Here is a 20,036-nt window from a genome sequence, read left to right on the forward strand (position 1 = left end):
GTCAATGCGGCGACATCGCCCTTGCGCAGATATTTTAACATTAAAATATCGTGGCGTAAAACGGTCGAAAGCCGCTCGGGAACTTACGCGGGCGGCTGAGGCTCGGATTATGGACCCAGGTCAGGCAGCGAGTTTTTGCAGATAGGCGTCTGCCTCTTCCGGAACCGCGAACCAGGGGAAGAAATCGCGCGGATCGTTGAAGCCGTTGGCGATGCGCTTGGCCAGGGCCGGGAACGCCTGCGCCGAGCCCATGATGTTGAGAACATGCGGCGGAGGCGGCTGCAGCAGCGCATTGGTCCAGCCGACGACGAACTGCGCATAGGCCCAATAGTTGTCGAAAGCGCCTTGCATGAAGGCGGCGTCGAAGGGCCGGTCTTCCTGCGCGAGAATGGCGTCGAGATAGGCTTTCGCCGCCTTCGACGCGTTGTTCGAGCCCTGGCCGGTGATGGGATCGTTGAGGCAGACCGCATCGGCCATCCCCAGCACCAGCGCGCCTGATGGCAGGCGACCAATCGGCTTGCGCACTGTGGGTGCAAAAGCGCCGGACAATACGCCATTGGCGTCAGTGAGGCTGATGTCCCGGCAGCGCTCAGCCTCCCAGGGCAGAAATGTCTCGAGCACCCATTCCGATCGCGCCAGATGCGCTTCCGGCGATGTCACATCTTTCCAGCAATCCATGGGGCCGCCGGGAATGCCCTCGAACACCATGATCTCGCAAGGGCCGCTTGCCGTCAGCGCCGGGAACACGAAATACTCGCCGACGGTCGGTATAAGGTTGAAGTTGACGGCGGAATGATCCGGCCGGGGTTGCATGCCATGCACATAGGTCAGCGCCAGCGCCCGCTGCGGCTTGTCGAACGGCGATTTTTCCGGGTCGCGTTCAAACAGGCGGGCAATATCGCCCTTGCCGGCGGCGACGATGACGAGATCCGAGTTTTTGGCATAGGCTTCGAGATCGTCGATGCCAGCGTCATGAATGCTGAGATTGCCGCCGCGTCGCGAAAACTCCTCCATCCAGCGCGGAATTTTCACCCGCTGGTCGACGCTTTGCGCAGGCTTGTCGAGTTTGCCGTTCCAATCCAGAGCCTTGCCGGAGCCGTCAGGGGCGGGAACGCAGAAGTTGATGGAGTCGACGGTCGGGCACTCCCCGTCCCAAAAATTCAGCCCGATGTCGCGCTCGTTCTGCAAGGCGGCGTCGAACATGCATTGGCTCGACAGGATTTTGCCGTTACGGATTTCGTCGGCGCTGCGGTTCTGAATGATATCGACTTCATAGCCGTGGCCCAGCAGGGCGCAGCCGAGCTGCAAGCCGGATTGGCCGCCGCCGACGATGGTGATCTTGCGTGATGCGCTCATAGTCTAGTTCCCTCTTTTTTGATTGATGATCAGGCGCGTTCATTCCATGAGTTTGGGGATCGCCGGCACATTCTGCTCAGGACCCATGGCGGTGTAGCCGCCGTCGACGCGAATATCGGTGCCGGTGATGAAGCTGGCATTGTCGGAGAGCAGGAAGGCCACGGCTTCGCCCACTTCGGCGCCGTCGCCTGTGCGACCGAGAAGATGGAAGGGCGCGGCGACCGCATCGGTCTTGGCGCGGTCATTGCCGGTCAGTTGCACCATGATGTTGCTCCAGGTCCAGCCGGGAGAGACAGCGTTGACGCGGATGCCGTCGGGCGCCAGATCCATGGCCTGATTGCGCGTCAATTGCAGGATGGCGGCTTTCGACACCGGATAGACCCAGCGGCCGGTCTGTGCGACACGGGCGGAAATCGAGCCGAAATTGACGATCGCGCCCTTGTTGGCCTTGAGATGCGGATGCGCCGCCTGCATCAGCATCACCGAGCCGACGATGTTGATATCGAGCGCCTTCAGCCAATCAGCGCGGTTCGTCTCTGCGCCATTGTCGAGATAGGTGCAGGCGACGTTGACGAGAAAGTCGAGGCGTCCGGTCTGTTCCACCGTCCCGGTGACGAGGGCCGCGATATCGGCATCGCTGGTGACGTCCGTTCGAATGAAATATGCCTGCGCGCCAAGCTCCGCGACGGCCGCCTTGCCGCCGTCTTCATCGATATCGGCGATCACGACTTTGGCGCCGTAGCCGATCAAGGTCGCCGCCACGGCGCGGCCGATCAAGGTCGCCCCGCCCGACAAAATTGCTGTTCGTCCTGCCAATCCACGCATGATGTTCCCCTTTTCTTGATGCGGATGCTGGAAATTAATGGTCAGAAAGGCGTCACGCAGCCGCCAGTGTCGTGGTGAACTGGCCAGCGACGTAGACGAGCGGCGCGGCGCTCGTGTCTTCGATGAGCGTGCGACGGACACGGCCGATCAGGATGACATGGGTTGCGAATTCCACCGCCTGCTCAAGCTCGCAATCGAATGCGGCGATGGCGCCTTCCAGCGCCGGCGCGCCGGTCTCAACCGCCCGCCAGGCGCCGACCGAGAAACGGTCGCCGGCGGAAAGTTCGGTGCGCCCGGCGAATGTTTCGGCCACGCTCTGCTGCGCGCGCGAAAGAATGTTGACGCAGAAAGCGCCGCTCAGCGGGGCGACCTGCCCGACCCAGGTTTCCCGGTTGATGCAGGCGACAACTGAGGGCGGGTCAGCCGTCAGCGAGCAGACGGCTGTGGCGGTGACGCCGCGCCATTCTCCATCGGGGGTGCAGGCGGTCACCACCGTCACTGCGCCCGCCACCTGCCGCATCGCTCTTCGAAATTCGTCCTTATCCATGACTTCAAGCCTCCTCCCGGCCGGCGCCATGCGCCTCTCCCGGCGTCGATGAATTTTAAATTTAAACTATTGTGATGATGGCTCCCGTCAGGTCTTGACGACAATCCGGATTGCGCAGACCATTGTCCGGATCCGGCAAGCGACTTGAATTTTATCGCCCTGCCGGCTGATCGCGCCGGAGAAAGCCCATGTCGCCTTCAGACACGCCGCTGTCCCGATATGTCGCCGTCGACACGCGCTCGGCCGATGAGGCGCGAGACGCCGTGGGCCGTATCTTTTGCCCGCATTTCCTGAGCCCGCTCAGCCGCAGCGGTGAGGGTTTCCACGCTCGCCATCATTCGGCTGTTCAAACAGGCTACTCCGTCAACTTCGTCTCCTATGGCGCCGAGGTGGAGATTGATCCCGGCGAACTGGAGCGCTTCTACCTCGTCCAGCTTCCGCTCAGCGGGCAGGCGCGTGTGCGCTGCGGCACTTTGGCGGTCGAGGCGGAGGCTGGACGTCGCGCTTCAATCCTCTCGCCAACTCTTTCGACGCGGATGACCTGGAGCGGCGGCTGTGAAAAGCTGATCGTGCTGATCGATCGCGAGGCTTTGGAAGCGCAATTCGAGTGCCTGACACATGAGGCCCGCCGTTCCGTGCAATTCGACACCGGGATCAATCTCGAATGTCCTTCCGGACAGGCGCTCGGTCGGCATGCGGAGATGATGCTTGCGGCGGCGGAGGCTGGGGCGGGGATGCCTGATGCTTACAGGGTGTTGATGCGCGACGGCCTCACCACGTTGCTCCTCTTGAGCCAGCCGAGCAGCGTATCCTGTGTGTTTGCCCGCCCGGCGCTGCAGGCTGATCCGATAGCGGTGCGGCGCGCCCAGGATTTCATGGCCGCCAATGCAGGACGTGCGATCGCGATGACTGATATCGCGCAGGCAGCGGGGGCGCCCTTGCGGTCTCTCCAGGACGCCTATCGAAAGGCGCGGGGCGTGACGCTTTCGGAAGGACTGCTGTCCCTGCGGCTCGATCTGTTTCGCGCCGCGCTGCTTTCGCGCGACAAAACCTGTTCGGTGGCGGAGGCCGCTTTCGCGGCTGGTTTCGGCCATCTCGGACGCGCCGCTGCCGCCTATCGCCAGCGTTTCGGGGAAGCGCCGTCCGACACGGTCAGACGGCGCCTTTGATTTTTCTTATTCGGCGGGCTTCTTCGGATCCCAGAGCTTGGTTTCTGCGGTCTTCTCATAAGCCATGCCATTGGGGTAGCTGATCGCCTCGAATTGCAGGCCCCAGGGCGCCTGGAAATAGAGGATGGTCTGGCCGGCGGCCGGGCCTTCCGAGATCGGGATCGGGCCGAGTCGCGTCGCAACCCCCTTGGAGTCGAGATAGGCCTTTGCGGCGGCGACGTCATCGACATAGAAGGCGATGTGGAAGGCGCCGATATCGCTGTTCTTCTGCTTGATTTCCTTTTGGTCGGGCGCGGCGTATTCGAACAGTTCGATATTCGAGCCGAAACCGCAGCGCATCAGGGTGATCTGCTTGATGACGGTCTTGGGATCAACGCCCAGCGCGTCCTCCATGAACTTGCCCTTGTCATCGCCGATCGGTCCGAAGGACATGGCCTTCTTACAGCCGATGACGTCAGAGAAGAAGCCCACGGCCTGTTCGAGATTGGGGACTGTCACGCCGGTATGGTCATGGCCGCGCATGCCCGGGATCATGTCGGCCTGAGCCGCCGTCGCTCCGAGCAAGGACAGTAAAGCTGCGCTGATAATGCTGATCTTCATGTTCATTCCCCTCTGATCGCGGGCATGGCGTCGCCCTTCGCCGGAACCCGCGTTTCCGGCGTGGCGTGAGCTGGAAAGGATGTATGCGACGGCCGCAAAGCGCGGCCGGGAGGTCAGGCGTCTTCGACCAGGCTTTCGCGCTGGAGCCAGTCGGGATCGATTTCCGGAAGCGGAATGGCGTCGAGAAGGGCGCGGGTATAGGCCGTGCGCGGTGCAGAGAAGACCTGCTCACAGGGTCCTTCCTCGACCACTTTTCCGAAACGCATCACATAGACCCGGTCGCAGATCGCGCGGATCACCGACAGGTCATGGCTGATGAAGGCCATGGCGAGCCCGAGATCGCGGGACAGATCCTTGAGCAGATTCAGAACCTGCGCTTGGGTGGAGACGTCGAGGCCGGAGACGATTTCATCCGCAAGCACGAAATCGGGCCGTAACAGCGCGGCGCGGGCGATGCCGATGCGCTGGCGCTGGCCGCCGGACAGTTCATGCGGGCTGCGCTCCAACACGATCCTGGGCAATGTGACCCGATCAAGAATCTCCAGAACGAGTTTTTCCGCCTGTTTGCCATCGCTCGCCAGTCCATGCAGCAACAACGGTTCAACAAGAATGCGCCGGATAGAATGGCGCGGGTTGAGGGAGGCCATCGGATCCTGGAAGATCATCTGCATGCGTCGGCGCAACGGCCGCATCTGCTGGTCGGGCAGATGGGTGATGTCGGCGCCGTCGAAACGGATCTCGCCCGCGGAGACATCGACCAGCCGCAGCAAAGCCCGGCCCAACGTGGTCTTGCCGGAGCCGGATTCGCCCACAATGCCGATGGTCTCGCCGCGTCCCACGGCGATGTCGACGCCGTGCAGCACGCGATGACCCGGGTTGCGCAACAGGCCGCGACCGGCGCCATAAGTGACTTCAATGCCTCGGGCGACAAGCAGGTTTTCGGTCATCGGCTTAATCCGATCTCGGCGCGGAGTTGTTCGAACACGCTTTGTGGTACCGGCTCCAGCCCCGCATTGGGCCGGTCGTAGCGGGGCCCAGCGGCAATCAGCGCCTGGGTGTAGATGTGGCGGGGCGCCGAGAGCACATCGGCGGTCGATCCTTGCTCGATGACTTTTCCGGCGTAAAGAAGCGTGACGCTGTCGCAGATCTGGGCGACCACGCCCAGGTCATGGGTGACGAAGATCACGCCGGTGCCATGAGCCTGCTGCATGGATCGGATCAGCCGCAGGATCTGCTTCTGCACGGTCACATCCAGCGCCGTGGTCGGCTCATCCGCGATCACCAGCTTGGGTTCGAGCGCAAAGGCGTCGGCGATCAGCACGCGCTGGCGCATGCCGCCGGAGAGTTCATGCGGATAGCTGCGAAGCACCCGCTCGGGGTCGCGGATATGCACTTCCTCCAGAAGTGTCGCCGCGCGGTCATGCGCCTCCCGGCTCGACAGCCCGCGCCGCATCCTGAGCCCATCGGTCAATTGGGCTTCGATGCGCCGGCCCGGATTGAGCGCCGTTTGCGGATCCTGCGGGATCAGCGAGATTTCGCTGCCCATGATCTTGCGGAGTTCGTGCGCCGGCAGCGTCAGGAGATCGCGGCCTTCGAAGCGGATCGCGCCGCCGGTGATGCGCACCGTGCGGGGCAGAATGCCGAGCAACGCCTTGGCGATGGTGGATTTGCCGGCGCCGCTTTCGCCCACGAGTCCACGGACTTCGCCGCGCGCGAGAGTGAGCGAGGCGTCGCGGAGAATGGGCGCGCCGTTTTCGCGCTCGGAGATGGCCGAAAGACCGGTAATGGAGAGAAGCGGATCGGTCATCGGCGCATCATCGGGTCAAGGGCGCGGCGCAGGCCGTCGCCGAGTTGATTGAAGGCAAGCACGGTGAGAAACAGCATGACGAGCGGGGCGAGCAGCACCCACCAGCCCTGATAGATGATGGTGCGTCCCTGCGCGATCATCGCGCCCCAGGTCGGCGTATCTGAAGACACCGACAGGCCGACGAAGGACAGGATCGCCTCGACGATCACCGCAATGCCCATTTCCAGGCTGATCAGCGCGATGATGACAGGCGCGACATTCGGCAGGATCTCCTTGAGAAGGATATGCAGCTTCGAGAAGCCAATCGTGCGGGCCGCCGTGACATAATCCAGTTGCGCCTGCGCCAGCGTCTCGGCGCGGACGACGCGACAGAAGCGCGTCCAGTCGATGATGACGATGGCTGCGATCACCGAATGCACGCCAGATCCCAGCACGGCGACCAGCAGGATCGACAGGAGCACCGGCGGAAACGCCATCCAGATATCGACAAGCCGGGAAATCACCAGATCGACCCAACCGCGATACCATCCGGCGAGAAGTCCGAGCAGCGAGCCGAGAAGGGCGGCAAGACCGGCGGCGACAAAGGCGACAAGCAAAGCGATGCGCGCGCCATGGATGACGCGGGACAACACATCGCGGCCGAGATCGTCGGTGCCGAGCCAATAGCCGGGCTCAGCGCCGTCCATGCCGGCAGGCGGCAGGGTCCCGAGCATCAGATCCTGTTCCAGCGGATCCGTCGGCGCGATCCACGGGGCAAACAGCGCCAGCACGATCAGAAGTAGAATGAAGCCGCCGCCGAAGATGACCTTCGGCTCCATCAAGAGAGCGCGGAGCGACTTAGCCATGAGCGAGCCTCGGATTGAAGGCCGCCACCAAGAGGTCGACGCCGAGATTGATGAGAATGAACAGCGCGCCGAAGGTCAGGACCAGGCCCTGGATCAGCGGCAGGTCGCGATTGATCACCGCATCAATGGCCATATTGCCGATGCCGGGATAGGCGAAGATGCGCTCGACGATGACGGTGCCGCCGATGAGAAAAGTAAATTGCACGCCTGTCAGGGCGATCGTCGGGCCGACGGCATTGCGCAGCGCCTCCTGCAGGATCAGCCGCAGCGTGGATTTTCCCTTGAGGCGGGCGAGCAGGATATAGTCCTGCACCATGGCTTCCAGCAGCGCTTCCTTCAGCACACGGGCTATGATCGCAGCCAAGGGCAGGCCGAGAGCCAGAACCGGCATGATCATATGGGCGGAGATGTCGATCAAAGCCGAAAAGTTAAGCGTCAGCAGGCTTTCGAGCAGATAGAAATGCGTGGCGAAATTGGTCTCCACGCTCGGATCCATGCGGCCCGACAGCGGGAAAACCGGATAGAAGACGCCGAAGATCAGGATCAGCGCCAGCGCCCAGATGAAGTCCGGCACGGCCAGCACTGTGCCGTTGACGGTGTCCACGACTGGCTCCAGAAGCGTGCGGCGGACCAGCGCGCCTGCTATCGCCACGGCGCCGCCGACGACGACCGCGAAGACGAGGGCGGCGGCGGCCAACTCAAGCGTGGCCGGCAGGCGTTCGCCGAGCAATTCCAACACATTGCGGCGGAGCGAGATCGACGTTCCGAAATCGCCTGACAGCGTCGCCTTCAACCAGATGATAAACTGGCTGAAGATGGAGCCGTCGAGGCCGTAATTGACGCGCAGTTGCGCGATCTGTTCCGGGGTTGCGCCGGGAGAAATCATCATGGCGATGGGGTCGCCGGGAACGACACGAAGAAGAACGAACACCACCACGGCGACGCCCAGAAGAGTGACGGCGGCGAGGAGGACGCGGTTGAAAACCGACAGGACAAGCAGCGGCATGAAAATTTGAGCCTCAGGCGCGACGGCGCAGCGCGCGGCCGGCATGCGGCGCGCGCGAGAGCCAAAGAGCGGGTAAAAGGTCCGGGCGGATTAACCGCCCGGACCTCTTCAATCAGGCCTTTGACACCAGAACCGGCTGGAGCGCGCCCGAGACATTCGGCGTGACCTTCAGCGTGGACTTGTAGACGATGGGCTGGGCATATTGCAGCAGTGGGATCACATAGCCCTGTTCGGCGATATATTTATCGACCGCCTTCCAGCCTGCAATACGCTTGGCTTCGTCTTTTTCGCCCCAGAGTGGCACGATCATGCTGTCGAGATCGTCGGTGTTCCAGACCGAATGCGGCGAGGGGCCGAACATCGCAAAGCCCGTCGAGGTGGTCGGGTCGCCGATCGCATTGCCCCAATTGTAGAAGGCGGCGGGGGCGAGCTGGTCAGCGGCGCGTAGCTCGTAATGCTTGGCGATTTCGTAGACTTCGATTTCCGCTTCGATGCCGACCTTGCGCCACATGCCGACGATGGCCTGCACCATCTCATAATCCTTGGGCTTCAGCCCGCGGGTGCTCTGGATCTTGAACTTGACCGGCTTGTCGGTCGAATAGCCTGAATCCGCCAGCAGTTTCTTGGCGAGTTCGACGTCATACGGCACTTTGATCGACGGATCATAGGCCGAATATTCCGGCGCTTCCAACGTGTCGATCGGCACGCCATAGCCGCGCAACAACCGCTTGACGATCGCCGCCTTGTCGATGGCGTGATGGGCGGCGAGACGAACGTTCTTGTCGTTCATCACCTCGATATTGTTGAGGAAGATCATGCCGATGTCGGAGACCGGCGTGGCGACGCCGGCCAGCCCTTCCTTGGCCTTGAGACGATCGAACTCCTCATAGGGGATTTCCAGCGTGATGTCGGAAGAGCCGGATTCGATTTCGGCGACGCGGCTGGTGCTATCGGGCGTGAACTTGAAGATCACCGTCTCGAAAGCCGGCTTGCCGCCCCAATAGGTCGGGTTGGCCTTGAGACGCAGGAAGGCGTTGCCTTCATAGGCGTCAACCATATAGGGGCCAGTGCCGACAGGCTTCTTCTCGAAACCTTCCGCGCCCACCTTTTCATAATAGGCCTTCGGCAGCACATAGCCGGTCAGGAAGGCCATCCACATGAAGAAGGTCGGCTCGAAGCGCAGCACATCTGCGGTGATCTTGTTGCCGTCGATCTTGTAGTTGCCGGCGGTGGACCAGATGAACTGGATCGGGTTGCCGGTCTTTTCATTGGCGGCGCGTTCGAGGGACCAGACGATGTCCTCGGCGGTGAACGGCGAGCCGTCATGCCAGGTGACGCCTTCGCGGACGTCCATCCAGAGTTTGGTCTTGTCGTCGTTCCAGCCCCAGGCGGTCAGCAGACCCGGCTGGAATTTCAGGTCCGGCGCCTGTCCGACATATTGGTCGAACACAGAGCGATAGATCGCCTGGATCGTCGGATTGACGGCGGAAGGGCCGACCGTCGGATCGAAGGACGGCAGGTTGACGTTGAAGGCGATGGTCAGCGTGCCGGCTTCGGCTGCCTGGACGGGCAATTTGCCGGCCAGAACGCTGGACAGGAATGCGGCTGCGCCCAGACCCAAAGTCTGGCGACGTGTCAGTTCAGTCATGATTGGCTCCGTTGTTCCCCAGTGTTCCGCCGGATCCAACCACCCGACGGCAGGCATTATTTGCTCGGAATGTTTTAATCTTAAAATTAATTTCCGACGCTTGGCAAGCGGATTTTTTGAGGTCGACTTTTTTCGCTGCGCTTGGGAAGAAAAAGTCATTTATATTCATTTGCATATGAGCAACGAAGCAGCGTCGGGGTGCTCTGACGCCGCGATATTGGCTCTTGGCATCGATGATTTTTCCCGCTTGACAATCACCTGCAATCAGAAACATGATTTTGCATATATCTAATCGATGACCTCGAAACGAGGCTAGGGGAACTGACAATGGCTGAACGATCGTTTGCCCGCGAGGTCGAAGACCTCAAGCTGGGCGAAGGCGACATCTTTCGCGGCGAGGGCATCCTCGCTATCACCAAGGCGCTGTTACAGTCCGGCGTCTCCTATGTCGGCGGCTATCAGGGCTCGCCGATCTCGCATCTGATGGATGTGCTCGCGGACGCCAAGGACGTGATGGATGATCTCGGCGTCCATTTCGAAACCTCGGCGTCGGAAGCGGCGGCGGCGGCGATGCTGTCGGCTTCGGTGATGTATCCGGTGCGCGGCGCCGTCACATGGAAATCCACCGCCGGCACCAATGTCGCCTCCGACGCGCTGTCCAACCTGTCCTCGGGCGGCGTGACCGGCGGGGCGATGATCATCATCGGCGAAGACTATGGCGAAGGCTCCTCGATCATGCAGGAGCGCAGTCATGCTTTTGCAATGAAGTCGCAGCTCTGGCTGCTGACGCCGCGCCCCAATCTGCCCTCTATCGTCGCAATGGTCGAACAGGGTTTTGAACTGTCCGAGGCGTCCAATACGCCCGTGATGCTCCAGGTCGGCATTCGCAGCTGTCACGTGCATGGCCAGTTTGTCGCCAAGGACAACAAGCGCCCGGATTATACGCTGCGCCAGGCGCTGGAGCAACCGATGCGTGATGTCAGCCGCATCGTGCTGCCGCCGGCATCCTTCGTGCATGAGAAGGAAAAGCTGGAGCGGCGCTGGCCGGCGGCGGTGAATTTCATCCGCGAGCGGAAGCTCAACGAATATTTCGGTCCTGATCACGGCGAGATTGGCATCATCCTGCAGGGCGGGCTCTATAACGGCGTGCTCAGGGCGCTGCAGCAGCTCGGGCTTGCCGATGTCTATGGCGAATCCTCGGTGCCGCTTTACGTGATGAACGTCTCTTATCCGATGGTTGACGAAGAGATCGTCGATTTCTGCGTCGGCAAGAAGGCCGTGCTGATGGTGGAGGAGGGCGCGCCCGAATATATCGAGCAGTCGCTCAACACGCTGTTGCGCCGCCGCGATATCCAGACCCGTATCGCCGGAAAAGATGTGCTGCCGATGGGCGGGGAATATACCGCGCCAGTGCTGGTCAAGGGTCTCAAGACCTTCATCGAAATGTACCAGCGCAATCTGCTCGGCAATCAGCCGCCGATCCCCGATCCCGGCCCGGTGTTGGCCGATCCGCGCGTCAAGGCGTTGGCGGAAGTGGTGCCGCCGCGCCCTCCAGGCTTCTGCATCGGCTGTCCCGAGCGACCGATTTTCGCAGCGATGAAACTGGTGGAGCAAGATCTCGGCCAGCATCACGTCTCCGGTGATATCGGCTGTCACCTCTTCTCCATTCTGCCGCCGTTCAATATCGGCGCGACCACGATGGGCTACGGGCTGTCGCCGGCTGCCGCCTCCGCCTTCAACGTCAAGGCGGACAAGCGCGTGATCTCGGTGATGGGCGATGGCGGCTTCTGGCACAATGGCCTGGCGACTTCGGTCGGCAATGCGGTGTTCAACAAGCAGGATGGCGTCATTCTCGTCGTCGACAATTTCTATTCGGCGGCCACCGGCGGCCAGGATGTTCTGTCGTCGCGCGCTGACAATCCGCGCCGCAAGACCAAGAATTCCATCGTCGACGCCGTCAAGGGCGTCGGCGCGACCTGGGTGCGCCAGATCGATCACACCTATGACGTCACGAAGATGCGCGACACGCTGAAGGAGGCGCTGACCACCAAGGAAGAGGGGCCGAAGATCATCGTCGCCTCGTCGGAATGCATGCTCAACAAGCAGCGCCGCATCAAGCCTCTGTTCGCCAAGGCGGTGAAAGAGGGCAAGCGCATGGTCAAGGAGCGCTTTGGCGTCGACGAAGATGTGTGCACCGGCGATCACGCCTGCATTCGTCTGTCCGGCTGTCCGTCGCTGTCGGTCAAGCATACCGACGATCCACTGAAGGACGATCCGGTGGCGGCGATCGACAACAATTGCGTCGGTTGCGGAAATTGCGGCGAAGTGTCGGAGGCGGCTGTTCTCTGTCCGTCCTTCTATCGCGCCGACATCATCCACAACCCGACCGGCTGGGATCGTTTTGCCGCGTCTGTCCGCGCCAAGGTGATCGGCTTGCTGCAGGCCCGCCGCGCCGCCGGCCGCGTTCGCTTCGCTGATTGAGGAGAGCATCATGAACGAGCATGTTTCTATCGATGCATCCCGCGCCGGCCGTCTGGCGACAGACAAGCCGCTTGCCATCGCCGTCGTCGCCATGGGCGGACAGGGCGGCGGCGTCCTGGCCGACTGGATTGTCGGAATGGCCGAAGCGCAGGGCTGGATGGCGCAGAGCACCTCGGTGCCGGGCGTCGCCCAGCGCACCGGCGCGACCATCTATTACATCGAAATGCTGCCGGAGCGGGATGGGCTTGCGCCGATCTTCTCGCTGATGCCGACGCCTGGGGATGTCGATGTCGTCATCGCAGCCGAGTTGATGGAGGCCGGGCGCTCCGTGCTGCGCGGGTTGGTGACGCCGGAAAAGACCACCCTGATCGCTTCCACCCATCGCTCTTTTGCGGTGGCTGAAAAACAGACGCCTGGCGATGGCATCGGCAATCCCGAAATCGTGGTCGAGGCGACCGACTTTGCCGCGCGCCGCACCATCGCCTTCGACATGGAGACGCTTGCGACCCGCAATGGCAGCGTCATTTCCGCCTCGATGTTCGGCGCGCTCGCCGGCTCGGGCGCTCTGCCATTCGCACGCGAAGCCTTCGAAGCAGTAATCCGCGCTGGCGGCAAGGGCATCGAGCCCTCGCTGAAAGCCTTCGCCGCTGCCTTCGACCGGGCGCGGGACAAGCCGCGTGATCCCGTATCCGCTAAACCGGTCAAGCGGCTCGATCCGCTGCCGGCCTCTGCTGGTCATGCGGAACTCGATCGTCTCGTGGCGCGCATCTGCGCGGATTTCCCGGAGACGCTGCACGCCATGCTCTATGCGGGCGTCAAGAAGCTCACGGATTTCCAGGATCCCGCCTATGCGGCTGAATATCTCGACCGGGTCGCGGCGCTCTTCGGGCTCGACCGGGCGCAGGGCGGTGCCGCCAAGGACTTTGCCTTTTCCCAGCAAGCGGCGAAATATGTCGCGGTCGCCATGGCCTATGACGATGTCATCCGCGTGGCGGATCTCAAGGTGCGTCAATCCCGGTTCGAACGCGTGCGGAAGGAAGTCGGGGCCAAGGATGATCAGATCGTCTATATGACGGAATATATGCATCCGCGCATGGAGGAAGTCTGCGGCACGCTGCCGAAGGGCCTGGGGCTGTGGGTCGAAAATCGGCCGGGCCTGTTCAATTTCCTCGATCGTCGGATCAACAAGGGACGCCGGGTGAAGACGGCGACGCTCTTCTGGTTCCTGGGACTCTATCTGGTCTCGGCGCTGCGCTCCCGCCGTCGCGGCACGCTACGGCATTCCCGCGAACTGGAGCATATGAACGCCTGGCTGAAAGCGGCGACGGATCTGCTGCCGGTAAATTATGATCTCGCGACGGAGGTTCTCGCCACGCGTCGCTTGGTGAAGGGATATTCCGACACCCATTCGCGCGGCCTGTCGAAATTTGATCGCGTTCTCTCCGCTCTTCCCATGCTGCGCAACCGCGAAGATGGCGCCGACTGGCTGCGGCGTCTCAAGCAGGCGGCGCTACTCGATGAAGGCGGCGTCGCGCTGGATGGCGCGCTCAAGACGGTGGCGAGTCTCTGAGGAGACTGCTGCGCCCCGGACCGGGTTCCCGATTCAAGCCGCCTGAAAACTATCGTTTCCCCGTCGTCGGCTCCGCCGGCGCTGCCGGTCTTCCTTGCAAAAGGAGGGCCGGCTTTTTGTTTTCTGGGCTTTAAAATTAGGTGACTTCGGGAATCCTGAAATATCAATTCGATGATCATAATATGGAATAGAAACAGGTCTCAGTGAGGAATCTAGGCCATTCCGCGAAAGGCATAGACAGGTTTGGCGTCATCTGATATATCAGATTCATCACTTTGATCGCGGCGACGCCGCCAAAACGCAGGAGACCATAATGACGGCGAATGTATTCAGCGGCTGCATGCCCGCGCTGATGACCCCTTGCAATCCGGACCGGACGCCGAATTTTGATCTGCTCGTCCGCAAGGGCAAGGAGCTGATTGCCGCGGGAATGTCGGCTGTCGTCTATTGCGGCTCGATGGGCGACTGGCCGCTGCTGACGGATGAACAGCGCCAGGAAGGCGTGAGCCGTCTGGTGGAAGCCGGCGTGCCGGTGATCGTCGGCACGGGCGCGATCAACACCAAGTCCGCCGTCAGCCATGCTGCGCATGCCGCCAAGGTCGGAGCCAAGGGCCTGATGGTCATCCCGCGCGTTTTGTCGCGCGGCGCCTCTGTCTCAGCGCAGCGCGATCATTTCTCGGCTATTCTTTCGGCGGCAAAGGATCTGCCGGCGGTCATCTATAATAGCCCCTATTATGGCTTCGCCACCCGCGCAGACCTGTTCTTCGACCTGCGTTCGAAATTCTCCAATCTGGTGGGTTTTAAGGAATTCGGCGGCAAGAAGGACATGACCTATGCGGCCGAAAACATCACCTCGGGCGATGACGCGCTGACGCTGATGGTCGGCGTTGACACCGGCGTCTATCACGGCTTCGTTAATTGCGGCGCCGGCGGCGCCATTACCGGCATCGGCAATGCGCTGCCCAAGGAAGTGCTGCATCTGGTGTCGCTCTGCGAAAAGGCCGCCAAGGGCGATGCCGCCGCCCGCCGCGAAGCGCTCGAACTCGAAGAAGCGTTGACGGTGCTTTCGACCTACGATGAGGGCCCGGATCTCGTCCTGCACTACAAGCATCTGATGGTGCTGAACGGCGATAGTGAATACACGCTGCATTTCAACGAGACCGACGCTCTCAGCGCCTCGCAGCAGCGTCATCTCGAAAACCAGTACGCCCTGTTCAAGGCCTGGTACGCGGCCCGCTACGCCTGATTTATAAAGCTATGCTGAAAACGCCCCGCGCCGGTTCTGCGCGGGGCGTTCGCGTATCATAAAGACAGTGCTGATCAGATGTCGTTTTGCCGGATGTTGCGCAGGATCCGGTGCAACACGCCGATAAAGGCCTTGTATTCCTCTTCCTCGATGCCCTCGAACATCTTGAGGAAATCGTCATACATGGTCGGCCACAGTTTTTCGAAGGCGGCGCGACCTTCCTCCGTGATCGTCACGTCGCGGATGCGCATGTCGTCGGGGCGCGGCTGGCGGCGGATGAAGCCTTGTTCTTCCAGTGAATCCAGCGTCCTGCTCATGGTCGACTGTTCGGTGACGGCGAAAACGGACAATTCGTTGATGGTGACCGAGGGCGTGATCGACAATATGGCCAGCGCCCGCATTTTCGCAGTGGTGATATCGAGCGCCTTGAGATCGTCGGCCAGATTGGCGTTCCAGCGCGCGATCACCCTGTTCATGAGATAGGGCGCGAAATTGTTGAGCCCGATTTCTCCCATGGTCGGGCGCTTGTTCTCAGGCCCTTCGACCGGCCTGAACACCGCGCCAGAAAATCGATCCGTCATGCAATCTTCCTGTTCATGTCAGCGATGAGGCCAGAAGGAAGCCGGAGCCGCCGCCAAGGCCTGGCCCGGGATGCGTTGACGCGCCGATGTGGTAAAGCCCGGGAACATGGGTGCGGTGGTTAACCGAGGACTTGAACGGGCGCCAGAGGAAAAACTGATCGACGCCGCAAAAGCCGCCATAGGGATCGCCGCCGACGAGGTTCATGTTCATGACTTCGAGATCGCTCGGCGCATAGGCGCGGCGGGCCAGCACATTCTCGGACCAGCCGTCGATATGGCTTTCGAGAATGCGTTCGACGCGATCGGCGAAGCGTTCGCGCAACTCTTCAGTCCAGCGGCCATCGGCGGGGATCGGCAGTTCAGCGGCGGCGTCGCCCTTGATGTAGCGCGGCGTCTCAGGGAGCTGCAGCCACAGGATCGACATGCCTTCGGGCGCGCGGCTCGGATCGAGCGCAGCGGGTTGGCCGACGCAGATGGTCGGCACGGCGGGCAGGAGACCGCGCTCGCATTCATTGGCGGCGCGCGACACGCCGTCGAGACCCGGGGTCAGATGCAGCAGCGCCACCTGGCCGAGTTCGCCGCCGGCCTTCCAGCGCGGCGGGGATTTCAGCGCATAATGGATCTGCATATTGCCCTTGCCGTAGCGATAGGACTTCAGCCCTTCGCCCACTTCTGCGGGACGCGGCTTCGCTGACGTCTTCAACAGCCGGTCGTAAAGCTGGGTCGGCGTCACCGAGGCGATCACGCCGCTCTTGGCCTGAAGCATCTCGCCGCTGGCGAGACGAACGCCGTTCGCGCGGCCGCTTGCGTCTTCGGTCACGACATCGACATCGGCATGTGTGTGGATCTCGCCGCCTTGGTCCGTGATCAACCTTTCGAACGCCTTCAGCAGATTGTCGGCGCCGCCCTTGACGATCGGGCAGCCGGCCAGTTCGATGGCGAAGCCGATCACCTTCAGCATTTCGCCGGAATAGGCGCTTTCGGGGTTCAGGCCGCAATGCAGAACCCAAGGCGCGAACAGCGCCTGCAGTTCCTCGGAGCGGTAGGTGGTTTCAAGATGCGATCTGCCGCTGACCAAGGCTTCGCCGAACCAGGCCGCCAGACCGCGCGGTCCGCGCCGCCAGGCTTCCTTCAGTACGGTTTTCAACACGCTGCCCGACCAGAGCGAGCCGCCCAGCAGCGAAAACAGGAAGGGCGCGTCGGCGCCAAGCCTGTCCATCTCGCGCGAAAAGGCCTGTCCGTCGCCAGTGGCGAAGGCGTCGAAGGCTGAGACGTTGCGCTTGCGGTTCATCGACAGGATGGCATGGCGGCCATCCGGCATCAGAACGCCGGTGGGCAGCGGCGCATGGGCGAATTCGAGCCCGCGCGCTTCGAGATCCTTGCCGAGCGCGCCATAGGCGGGCGAGGTCAGGAACAGCACCATGGTCGTCGCCATGACATCATGGCGGAAGCCGGGTTCCGTGATTTCTTCGGTGCGCAGGCAACCGCCGATGCGGTCATTGCGCTCCAATACGAGCACCTTCTTGCCCTTCTTGCCGAGAAGCGCAGCTGCGATCAGCGCATTGATGCCGCTGCCGACGACGATATAGTCATGGATGCTCATGGCGCCCGTCCTGCTATGTGCCGAAGAAAAAGCCGGCGGGATTTCCGCCGGCTTGATGCCTTATTTGCTGACCAGGGCCAGGGCGCGGATCGGAGACCCCGTGCCCTTGACGAATTTCAGCGGCGCGGCGATCAGGATCGCGCCCTTCGGCGGCAACTGGTCGAGGTGGCAAAGGCTGGCGAGACCGTAACGGCCGGCCTTGTGCATGAGGTTATGGGCGGGGAAGGGCGGGTTCATACCGCCTGCGGAGCCGGCGTCGGTGCCGATGGTTTCCTGCCCCCAGCCCATGATGTTTTTGGAGACGAGATATTCGATCGCTTCGGCTGTCGGTCCCGGCGAATGCGGGCCGTTCTCGTCGGCGTTCAGGAAGGTTTCGGTGGAGCCGTTGCGCTTGTACCAGTCGGTGCGCATCACCACCCAGCTATTGGCTTCGATCTCGCCATGCTCGGCTTCCCAGGCCTTGATGCTGTCGATCGTCAGCAGATAATCAGGGTTCTCAGCGGATTCCTTCGAGCGGTCGATGACATTGACCGGGCCGACGAAAGCCTGCGGCGGAATGGTGTCGGTGGTGTTGCCCGGCAGATCCTTGCCGGTGATCCAATGCGAGGGGGCGTCGAAATGGGTGCCGGTATGCTCGCCGAGCTCCAGCCAGTTCCAGGCCCAGAAGGGACCGTTCTCGTCATACTGCGAAATTTCATGCACTTTGACGCTCGGCGTGTTCTTGCCGAACTGCGGCGGCAGATAGAGCACCGGCGTGTTGGGACCGAGCGGCGCGGTCAGGTCGACGACCTGAACGGAACCGGAAAGAAGCGCTTTCGCGACATCGGCGAGAATGGTGGCTGACATGATCTGTTCCCTCTTTGCCAGGGTCTCGCTGCGGCCTGTTTCAAGCGCCGCAGCTGCCCGATAACCTCGACGCTAAGTCAGCAAATATGAAATTGCAAGTATCGGCCACGCTCTTCGTCAAGCCTGCATTCATGCGAACTCGGTCGTTCATCTCTCTGAAAACGCTCGTAAAACGGAAGATTGCATGGTTTGAACTAAAACCTTTAGGCTTCAAATATTTTTTGCTTGCCGCGTCGTCTTCAAGATGTATGCATATGAGGCTATCGACAAAAACGGGGAACGAGACAATGAACTACGACGCCGTCGTCATCGGCGCTGGCCATAATGGTCTGGCGGCCGCCGTGGAACTGGCTTCGCGCGGCTGGAAAGTCGCTGTCGTCGAGGCGAAGGATGAGGCCGGCGGCGCGGTGAAAACGCGCGAAGTCACGCTTCCTGGCTTCCGGCACGATCTCTGCGCCATGAACCTGTCGATGTTCGCGGGCTCCGCTTTCTTCAACAAGAATAAGGACGCGCTTTTCGCCCATGGTCTCGGCTTTGCTCCTGCTAGCGATTGTTTCGCCAGCGTGTTTCGCGACGGAACCTGGTTGGGCGTCAGTACCGATCTCGACGCGACGGCTGGGCGGATCGCCGGCTTTTCGGAACGCGACGCCGCCGCCTGGCGTGCGATGTTTGCGGAATTCGGGGCGGACGCGCCGCATATTTTTGGCCTGCTCGGGTCGCCGATGCCGTCCTTCGCCGCAGCGAAAGTGGCCTGGAAGGCCTGGCGCGCGCGGGGAACCGCCTGGCTCTACGAGACGGTCAAGCTGCTCCTGTCGTCGCCGCGCGATTTCCTTGACGCCCGCTTTGAAAATCCCAAGGTCAAGGCGATGATGGCGGCTTGGGGGCTGCATCTCGACTTTTCGCCGGATGTCGCGGGTGGGGCGCTCTTTCCTTATCTTGAAAGCATGGCCAACCAGGCCTTCGGCATGGTGATCGGCCAGGGCGGCGCCGATACGATCATCAAGGCGATGTCAGGTCTTCTGAAGGCCAAGGGCGGTGAGATTATTTTGGGGGCGCCGGTGGCGTCGGTGGAGACCGCTGCGGGTGCAGCGACCGGCGTACGGCTGGCTGACGGGCGCGTTCTCAACGCTAAAAGGGCAGTGATCGCCAATGCGCATCCGCAATTGGTGTTCGGCAAGCTTCTGAAACCGGAACCATCCCGCGCCGAGTTCGATGGCAAGATCGCCAAGTTTCGCGCCGGTCCGGGAACAATGATGATCCATTTGGCGCTCGACGGCCTGCCGGATTGGGCTGCGGGGGAGGCGCTGAAGCGCTTCGCCTATGTTCATCTGGCTCCAGATCTCGAAATGATGTCGCGGGTCTATGCGGAAGCTGTCGATGGTCTCTTGCCGGTTGAACCCGCGCTGGTGGTCGGTCAGCCGACCGCGATCGATCCCACCCGCGCTCCTGATGGCAAGCATGTGCTCTGGGTTCAGGTCCGCGTGTTGCCGGCTGACATCCGTGGCGACGCGGCGGGGGAAATCAACGGGACAGACTGGGACGCCATCAAGGAGATCTATGCGGACCGCGTGATCTCTCTTCTGGAGCGTTACGCTCCGGGCATCAAGGCCAAGATTCTTGGTCGATCCGTCTTCTCGCCTGTCGATCTCGAACGGGAAAATCCCAATCTCATTGGCGGGGACAATTTGTCTGGTTCCCACCATCTTGATCAGAACTTCCTTTTTCGACCGGTTGCTGGCTATTCGCGCTACAAGACGCCGGTCAAGAACCTTTATATCTGCGGCGCTTCCACCTGGCCGGGCGCCGGCACAGGCGCGGGTTCGGGCTTCATGCTGGCCTCAATGCTGGCGGGGACGTGAGTTTCGCCGCCGAAGATTGAATATCGCGCGATTTCGAGGCATGAAGC

The 20,036-nt window shown here is 61.7% G+C and carries 18 protein-coding genes; 5 read left to right on the forward strand and 13 right to left on the reverse strand.

Annotated elements, in window-relative coordinates; genetic code table 11:
- Positions 1-120: 120 nt before the first annotated feature.
- From M2360_RS13855 to M2360_RS13865, 3 genes are read right to left on the reverse strand one after another with little or no spacing between them, the layout of a single operon-like run.
- Positions 121-1,356, reverse strand: coding sequence for a styrene monooxygenase/indole monooxygenase family protein (locus tag M2360_RS13855; RefSeq protein WP_280775773.1), 1,236 nt, complete (start codon positions 1,354-1,356; stop codon positions 121-123).
- 39 nt (positions 1,357-1,395) lie between these two features.
- A complete protein-coding gene (locus M2360_RS13860; RefSeq protein ID WP_280775774.1) occupies positions 1,396-2,181 on the reverse strand; it encodes an SDR family oxidoreductase in 786 nt (261 codons plus the stop codon).
- Positions 2,182-2,233: 52 nt separating this feature from the next.
- Positions 2,234-2,728 (reverse strand): flavin reductase family protein, encoded by a 495-nt coding sequence (locus M2360_RS13865; protein ID WP_280775775.1) that lies wholly within the window; start codon positions 2,726-2,728, stop codon positions 2,234-2,236.
- A gap of 188 nt (positions 2,729-2,916) precedes the next feature.
- On the opposite strand from M2360_RS13865, the gene M2360_RS13870 reads away from it, so the two are divergent.
- On the forward strand, positions 2,917-3,897 hold the full coding sequence (locus M2360_RS13870) for a helix-turn-helix domain-containing protein (protein WP_280775776.1): 981 nt from the start codon (positions 2,917-2,919) through the stop codon (positions 3,895-3,897).
- 6 nt (positions 3,898-3,903) lie between these two features.
- Here the strand turns inward: M2360_RS13870 and M2360_RS13875 are convergent, their stop codons facing one another.
- From M2360_RS13875 to M2360_RS13905, 7 genes are all read right to left on the reverse strand, one after another.
- Positions 3,904-4,497, reverse strand: a complete 594-nt coding sequence (locus tag M2360_RS13875) for a VOC family protein (protein WP_280775778.1) — start codon at positions 4,495-4,497, stop codon at positions 3,904-3,906.
- 113 nt (positions 4,498-4,610) lie between these two features.
- Entirely contained in the window at positions 4,611-5,444 is an 834-nt protein-coding gene (locus M2360_RS13880) for an ATP-binding cassette domain-containing protein (RefSeq protein ID WP_280775779.1), read from the reverse strand.
- Complete coding sequence (locus M2360_RS13885; RefSeq protein ID WP_280775780.1) at positions 5,441-6,304, reverse strand: ABC transporter ATP-binding protein; 864 nt, start codon at positions 6,302-6,304, stop codon at positions 5,441-5,443. Before M2360_RS13885 ends, M2360_RS13880 begins: the two co-directional genes overlap by 4 nt.
- Complete coding sequence (locus M2360_RS13890; RefSeq protein WP_280775781.1) at positions 6,301-7,149, reverse strand: ABC transporter permease; 849 nt, start codon at positions 7,147-7,149, stop codon at positions 6,301-6,303. Before M2360_RS13890 ends, M2360_RS13885 begins: the two co-directional genes overlap by 4 nt.
- Positions 7,142-8,155, reverse strand: a complete 1,014-nt coding sequence (locus tag M2360_RS13895; protein ID WP_280775782.1) for an ABC transporter permease — start codon at positions 8,153-8,155, stop codon at positions 7,142-7,144. The genes M2360_RS13890 and M2360_RS13895 overlap by 8 nt, the downstream gene beginning before the upstream one ends.
- A gap of 112 nt (positions 8,156-8,267) precedes the next feature.
- Entirely contained in the window at positions 8,268-9,803 is a 1,536-nt protein-coding gene (locus M2360_RS13900) for an ABC transporter substrate-binding protein (RefSeq protein ID WP_280775783.1), read from the reverse strand.
- Positions 9,796-10,077: a hypothetical protein gene (locus tag M2360_RS13905; RefSeq protein WP_280775784.1), complete on the reverse strand. Its 282-nt coding sequence runs from the start codon at positions 10,075-10,077 to the stop codon at positions 9,796-9,798. The genes M2360_RS13900 and M2360_RS13905 overlap by 8 nt, the downstream gene beginning before the upstream one ends.
- Positions 10,078-10,130: 53 nt before the next feature.
- Here M2360_RS13905 and M2360_RS13910 point away from each other — a divergent pair, with 53 nt between their 5' ends.
- From M2360_RS13910 to M2360_RS13920, 3 genes are all read left to right on the forward strand, one after another.
- Entirely contained in the window at positions 10,131-12,284 is a 2,154-nt protein-coding gene (locus M2360_RS13910; protein WP_280775785.1) for an indolepyruvate ferredoxin oxidoreductase subunit alpha, read from the forward strand.
- 10 nt (positions 12,285-12,294) lie between these two features.
- A complete protein-coding gene (locus M2360_RS13915) occupies positions 12,295-13,854 on the forward strand; it encodes an indolepyruvate oxidoreductase subunit beta family protein (RefSeq protein ID WP_280775786.1) in 1,560 nt (519 codons plus the stop codon).
- Between the two features lie 313 nt (positions 13,855-14,167).
- Positions 14,168-15,100: a dihydrodipicolinate synthase family protein gene (locus M2360_RS13920; RefSeq protein WP_280775787.1), complete on the forward strand. Its 933-nt coding sequence runs from the start codon at positions 14,168-14,170 to the stop codon at positions 15,098-15,100.
- Between the two features lie 74 nt (positions 15,101-15,174).
- Here M2360_RS13920 and M2360_RS13925 read toward each other — a convergent pair whose 3' ends face one another.
- From M2360_RS13925 to M2360_RS13935, 3 genes are read right to left on the reverse strand one after another with little or no spacing between them, the layout of a single operon-like run.
- The gene (locus M2360_RS13925; protein WP_280775788.1) at positions 15,175-15,681 is read right to left on the reverse strand and encodes a MarR family transcriptional regulator; all 507 of its coding nucleotides are present in this window, start codon (positions 15,679-15,681) and stop codon (positions 15,175-15,177) included.
- A gap of 13 nt (positions 15,682-15,694) precedes the next feature.
- Positions 15,695-17,284, reverse strand: a complete 1,590-nt coding sequence (locus M2360_RS13930) for an NAD(P)/FAD-dependent oxidoreductase (RefSeq protein WP_280775789.1) — start codon at positions 17,282-17,284, stop codon at positions 15,695-15,697.
- 60 nt (positions 17,285-17,344) lie between these two features.
- The gene (locus tag M2360_RS13935) at positions 17,345-18,130 is read right to left on the reverse strand and encodes a cyclase family protein (RefSeq protein ID WP_280775790.1); all 786 of its coding nucleotides are present in this window, start codon (positions 18,128-18,130) and stop codon (positions 17,345-17,347) included.
- A gap of 287 nt (positions 18,131-18,417) precedes the next feature.
- Here M2360_RS13935 and M2360_RS13940 point away from each other — a divergent pair, with 287 nt between their 5' ends.
- Positions 18,418-19,989 (forward strand): NAD(P)/FAD-dependent oxidoreductase, encoded by a 1,572-nt coding sequence (locus M2360_RS13940; RefSeq protein WP_280775792.1) that lies wholly within the window; start codon positions 18,418-18,420, stop codon positions 19,987-19,989.
- The last annotated feature ends 47 nt before the right edge of the window (positions 19,990-20,036 follow it).

Source organism: Rhizobium sp. SG_E_25_P2 (assembly GCF_029892285.1).
In the GTDB taxonomy this organism is placed as follows: domain Bacteria; phylum Pseudomonadota; class Alphaproteobacteria; order Rhizobiales; family Rhizobiaceae; genus Rhizobium_E.

What these genes read in the sequence shown, in the direction of transcription:
- M2360_RS13880 (WP_280775779.1), bottom strand. Translation starts at nt 5,444, where the DNA reads ATGACCGAAAACCTGCTTGTCGCCCGAGGCATTGAAGTCACTTATGGC.
- M2360_RS13895 (WP_280775782.1), bottom strand. Translation starts at nt 8,155, where the DNA reads ATGCCGCTGCTTGTCCTGTCGGTTTTCAACCGCGTCCTCCTCGCCGCC.
- M2360_RS13925 (WP_280775788.1), bottom strand. Translation starts at nt 15,681, where the DNA reads ATGACGGATCGATTTTCTGGCGCGGTGTTCAGGCCGGTCGAAGGGCCT.
- M2360_RS13875 (WP_280775778.1), bottom strand. Translation starts at nt 4,497, where the DNA reads ATGAAGATCAGCATTATCAGCGCAGCTTTACTGTCCTTGCTCGGAGCG.
- M2360_RS13885 (WP_280775780.1), bottom strand. Translation starts at nt 6,304, where the DNA reads ATGACCGATCCGCTTCTCTCCATTACCGGTCTTTCGGCCATCTCCGAG.
- M2360_RS13855 (WP_280775773.1), bottom strand. Translation starts at nt 1,356, where the DNA reads ATGAGCGCATCACGCAAGATCACCATCGTCGGCGGCGGCCAATCCGGC.
- M2360_RS13900 (WP_280775783.1), bottom strand. Translation starts at nt 9,803, where the DNA reads ATGACTGAACTGACACGTCGCCAGACTTTGGGTCTGGGCGCAGCCGCA.
- M2360_RS13870 (WP_280775776.1), top strand. Translation starts at nt 2,917, where the DNA reads ATGTCGCCTTCAGACACGCCGCTGTCCCGATATGTCGCCGTCGACACG.
- M2360_RS13935 (WP_280775790.1), bottom strand. Translation starts at nt 18,130, where the DNA reads ATGTCAGCCACCATTCTCGCCGATGTCGCGAAAGCGCTTCTTTCCGGT.
- M2360_RS13940 (WP_280775792.1), top strand. Translation starts at nt 18,418, where the DNA reads ATGAACTACGACGCCGTCGTCATCGGCGCTGGCCATAATGGTCTGGCG.
- M2360_RS13930 (WP_280775789.1), bottom strand. Translation starts at nt 17,284, where the DNA reads ATGAGCATCCATGACTATATCGTCGTCGGCAGCGGCATCAATGCGCTG.
- M2360_RS13860 (WP_280775774.1), bottom strand. Translation starts at nt 2,181, where the DNA reads ATGCGTGGATTGGCAGGACGAACAGCAATTTTGTCGGGCGGGGCGACC.
- M2360_RS13865 (WP_280775775.1), bottom strand. Translation starts at nt 2,728, where the DNA reads ATGGATAAGGACGAATTTCGAAGAGCGATGCGGCAGGTGGCGGGCGCA.
- M2360_RS13905 (WP_280775784.1), bottom strand. Translation starts at nt 10,077, where the DNA reads ATGTTTCTGATTGCAGGTGATTGTCAAGCGGGAAAAATCATCGATGCC.
- M2360_RS13910 (WP_280775785.1), top strand. Translation starts at nt 10,131, where the DNA reads ATGGCTGAACGATCGTTTGCCCGCGAGGTCGAAGACCTCAAGCTGGGC.
- M2360_RS13920 (WP_280775787.1), top strand. Translation starts at nt 14,168, where the DNA reads ATGACGGCGAATGTATTCAGCGGCTGCATGCCCGCGCTGATGACCCCT.
- M2360_RS13890 (WP_280775781.1), bottom strand. Translation starts at nt 7,149, where the DNA reads ATGGCTAAGTCGCTCCGCGCTCTCTTGATGGAGCCGAAGGTCATCTTC.
- M2360_RS13915 (WP_280775786.1), top strand. Translation starts at nt 12,295, where the DNA reads ATGAACGAGCATGTTTCTATCGATGCATCCCGCGCCGGCCGTCTGGCG.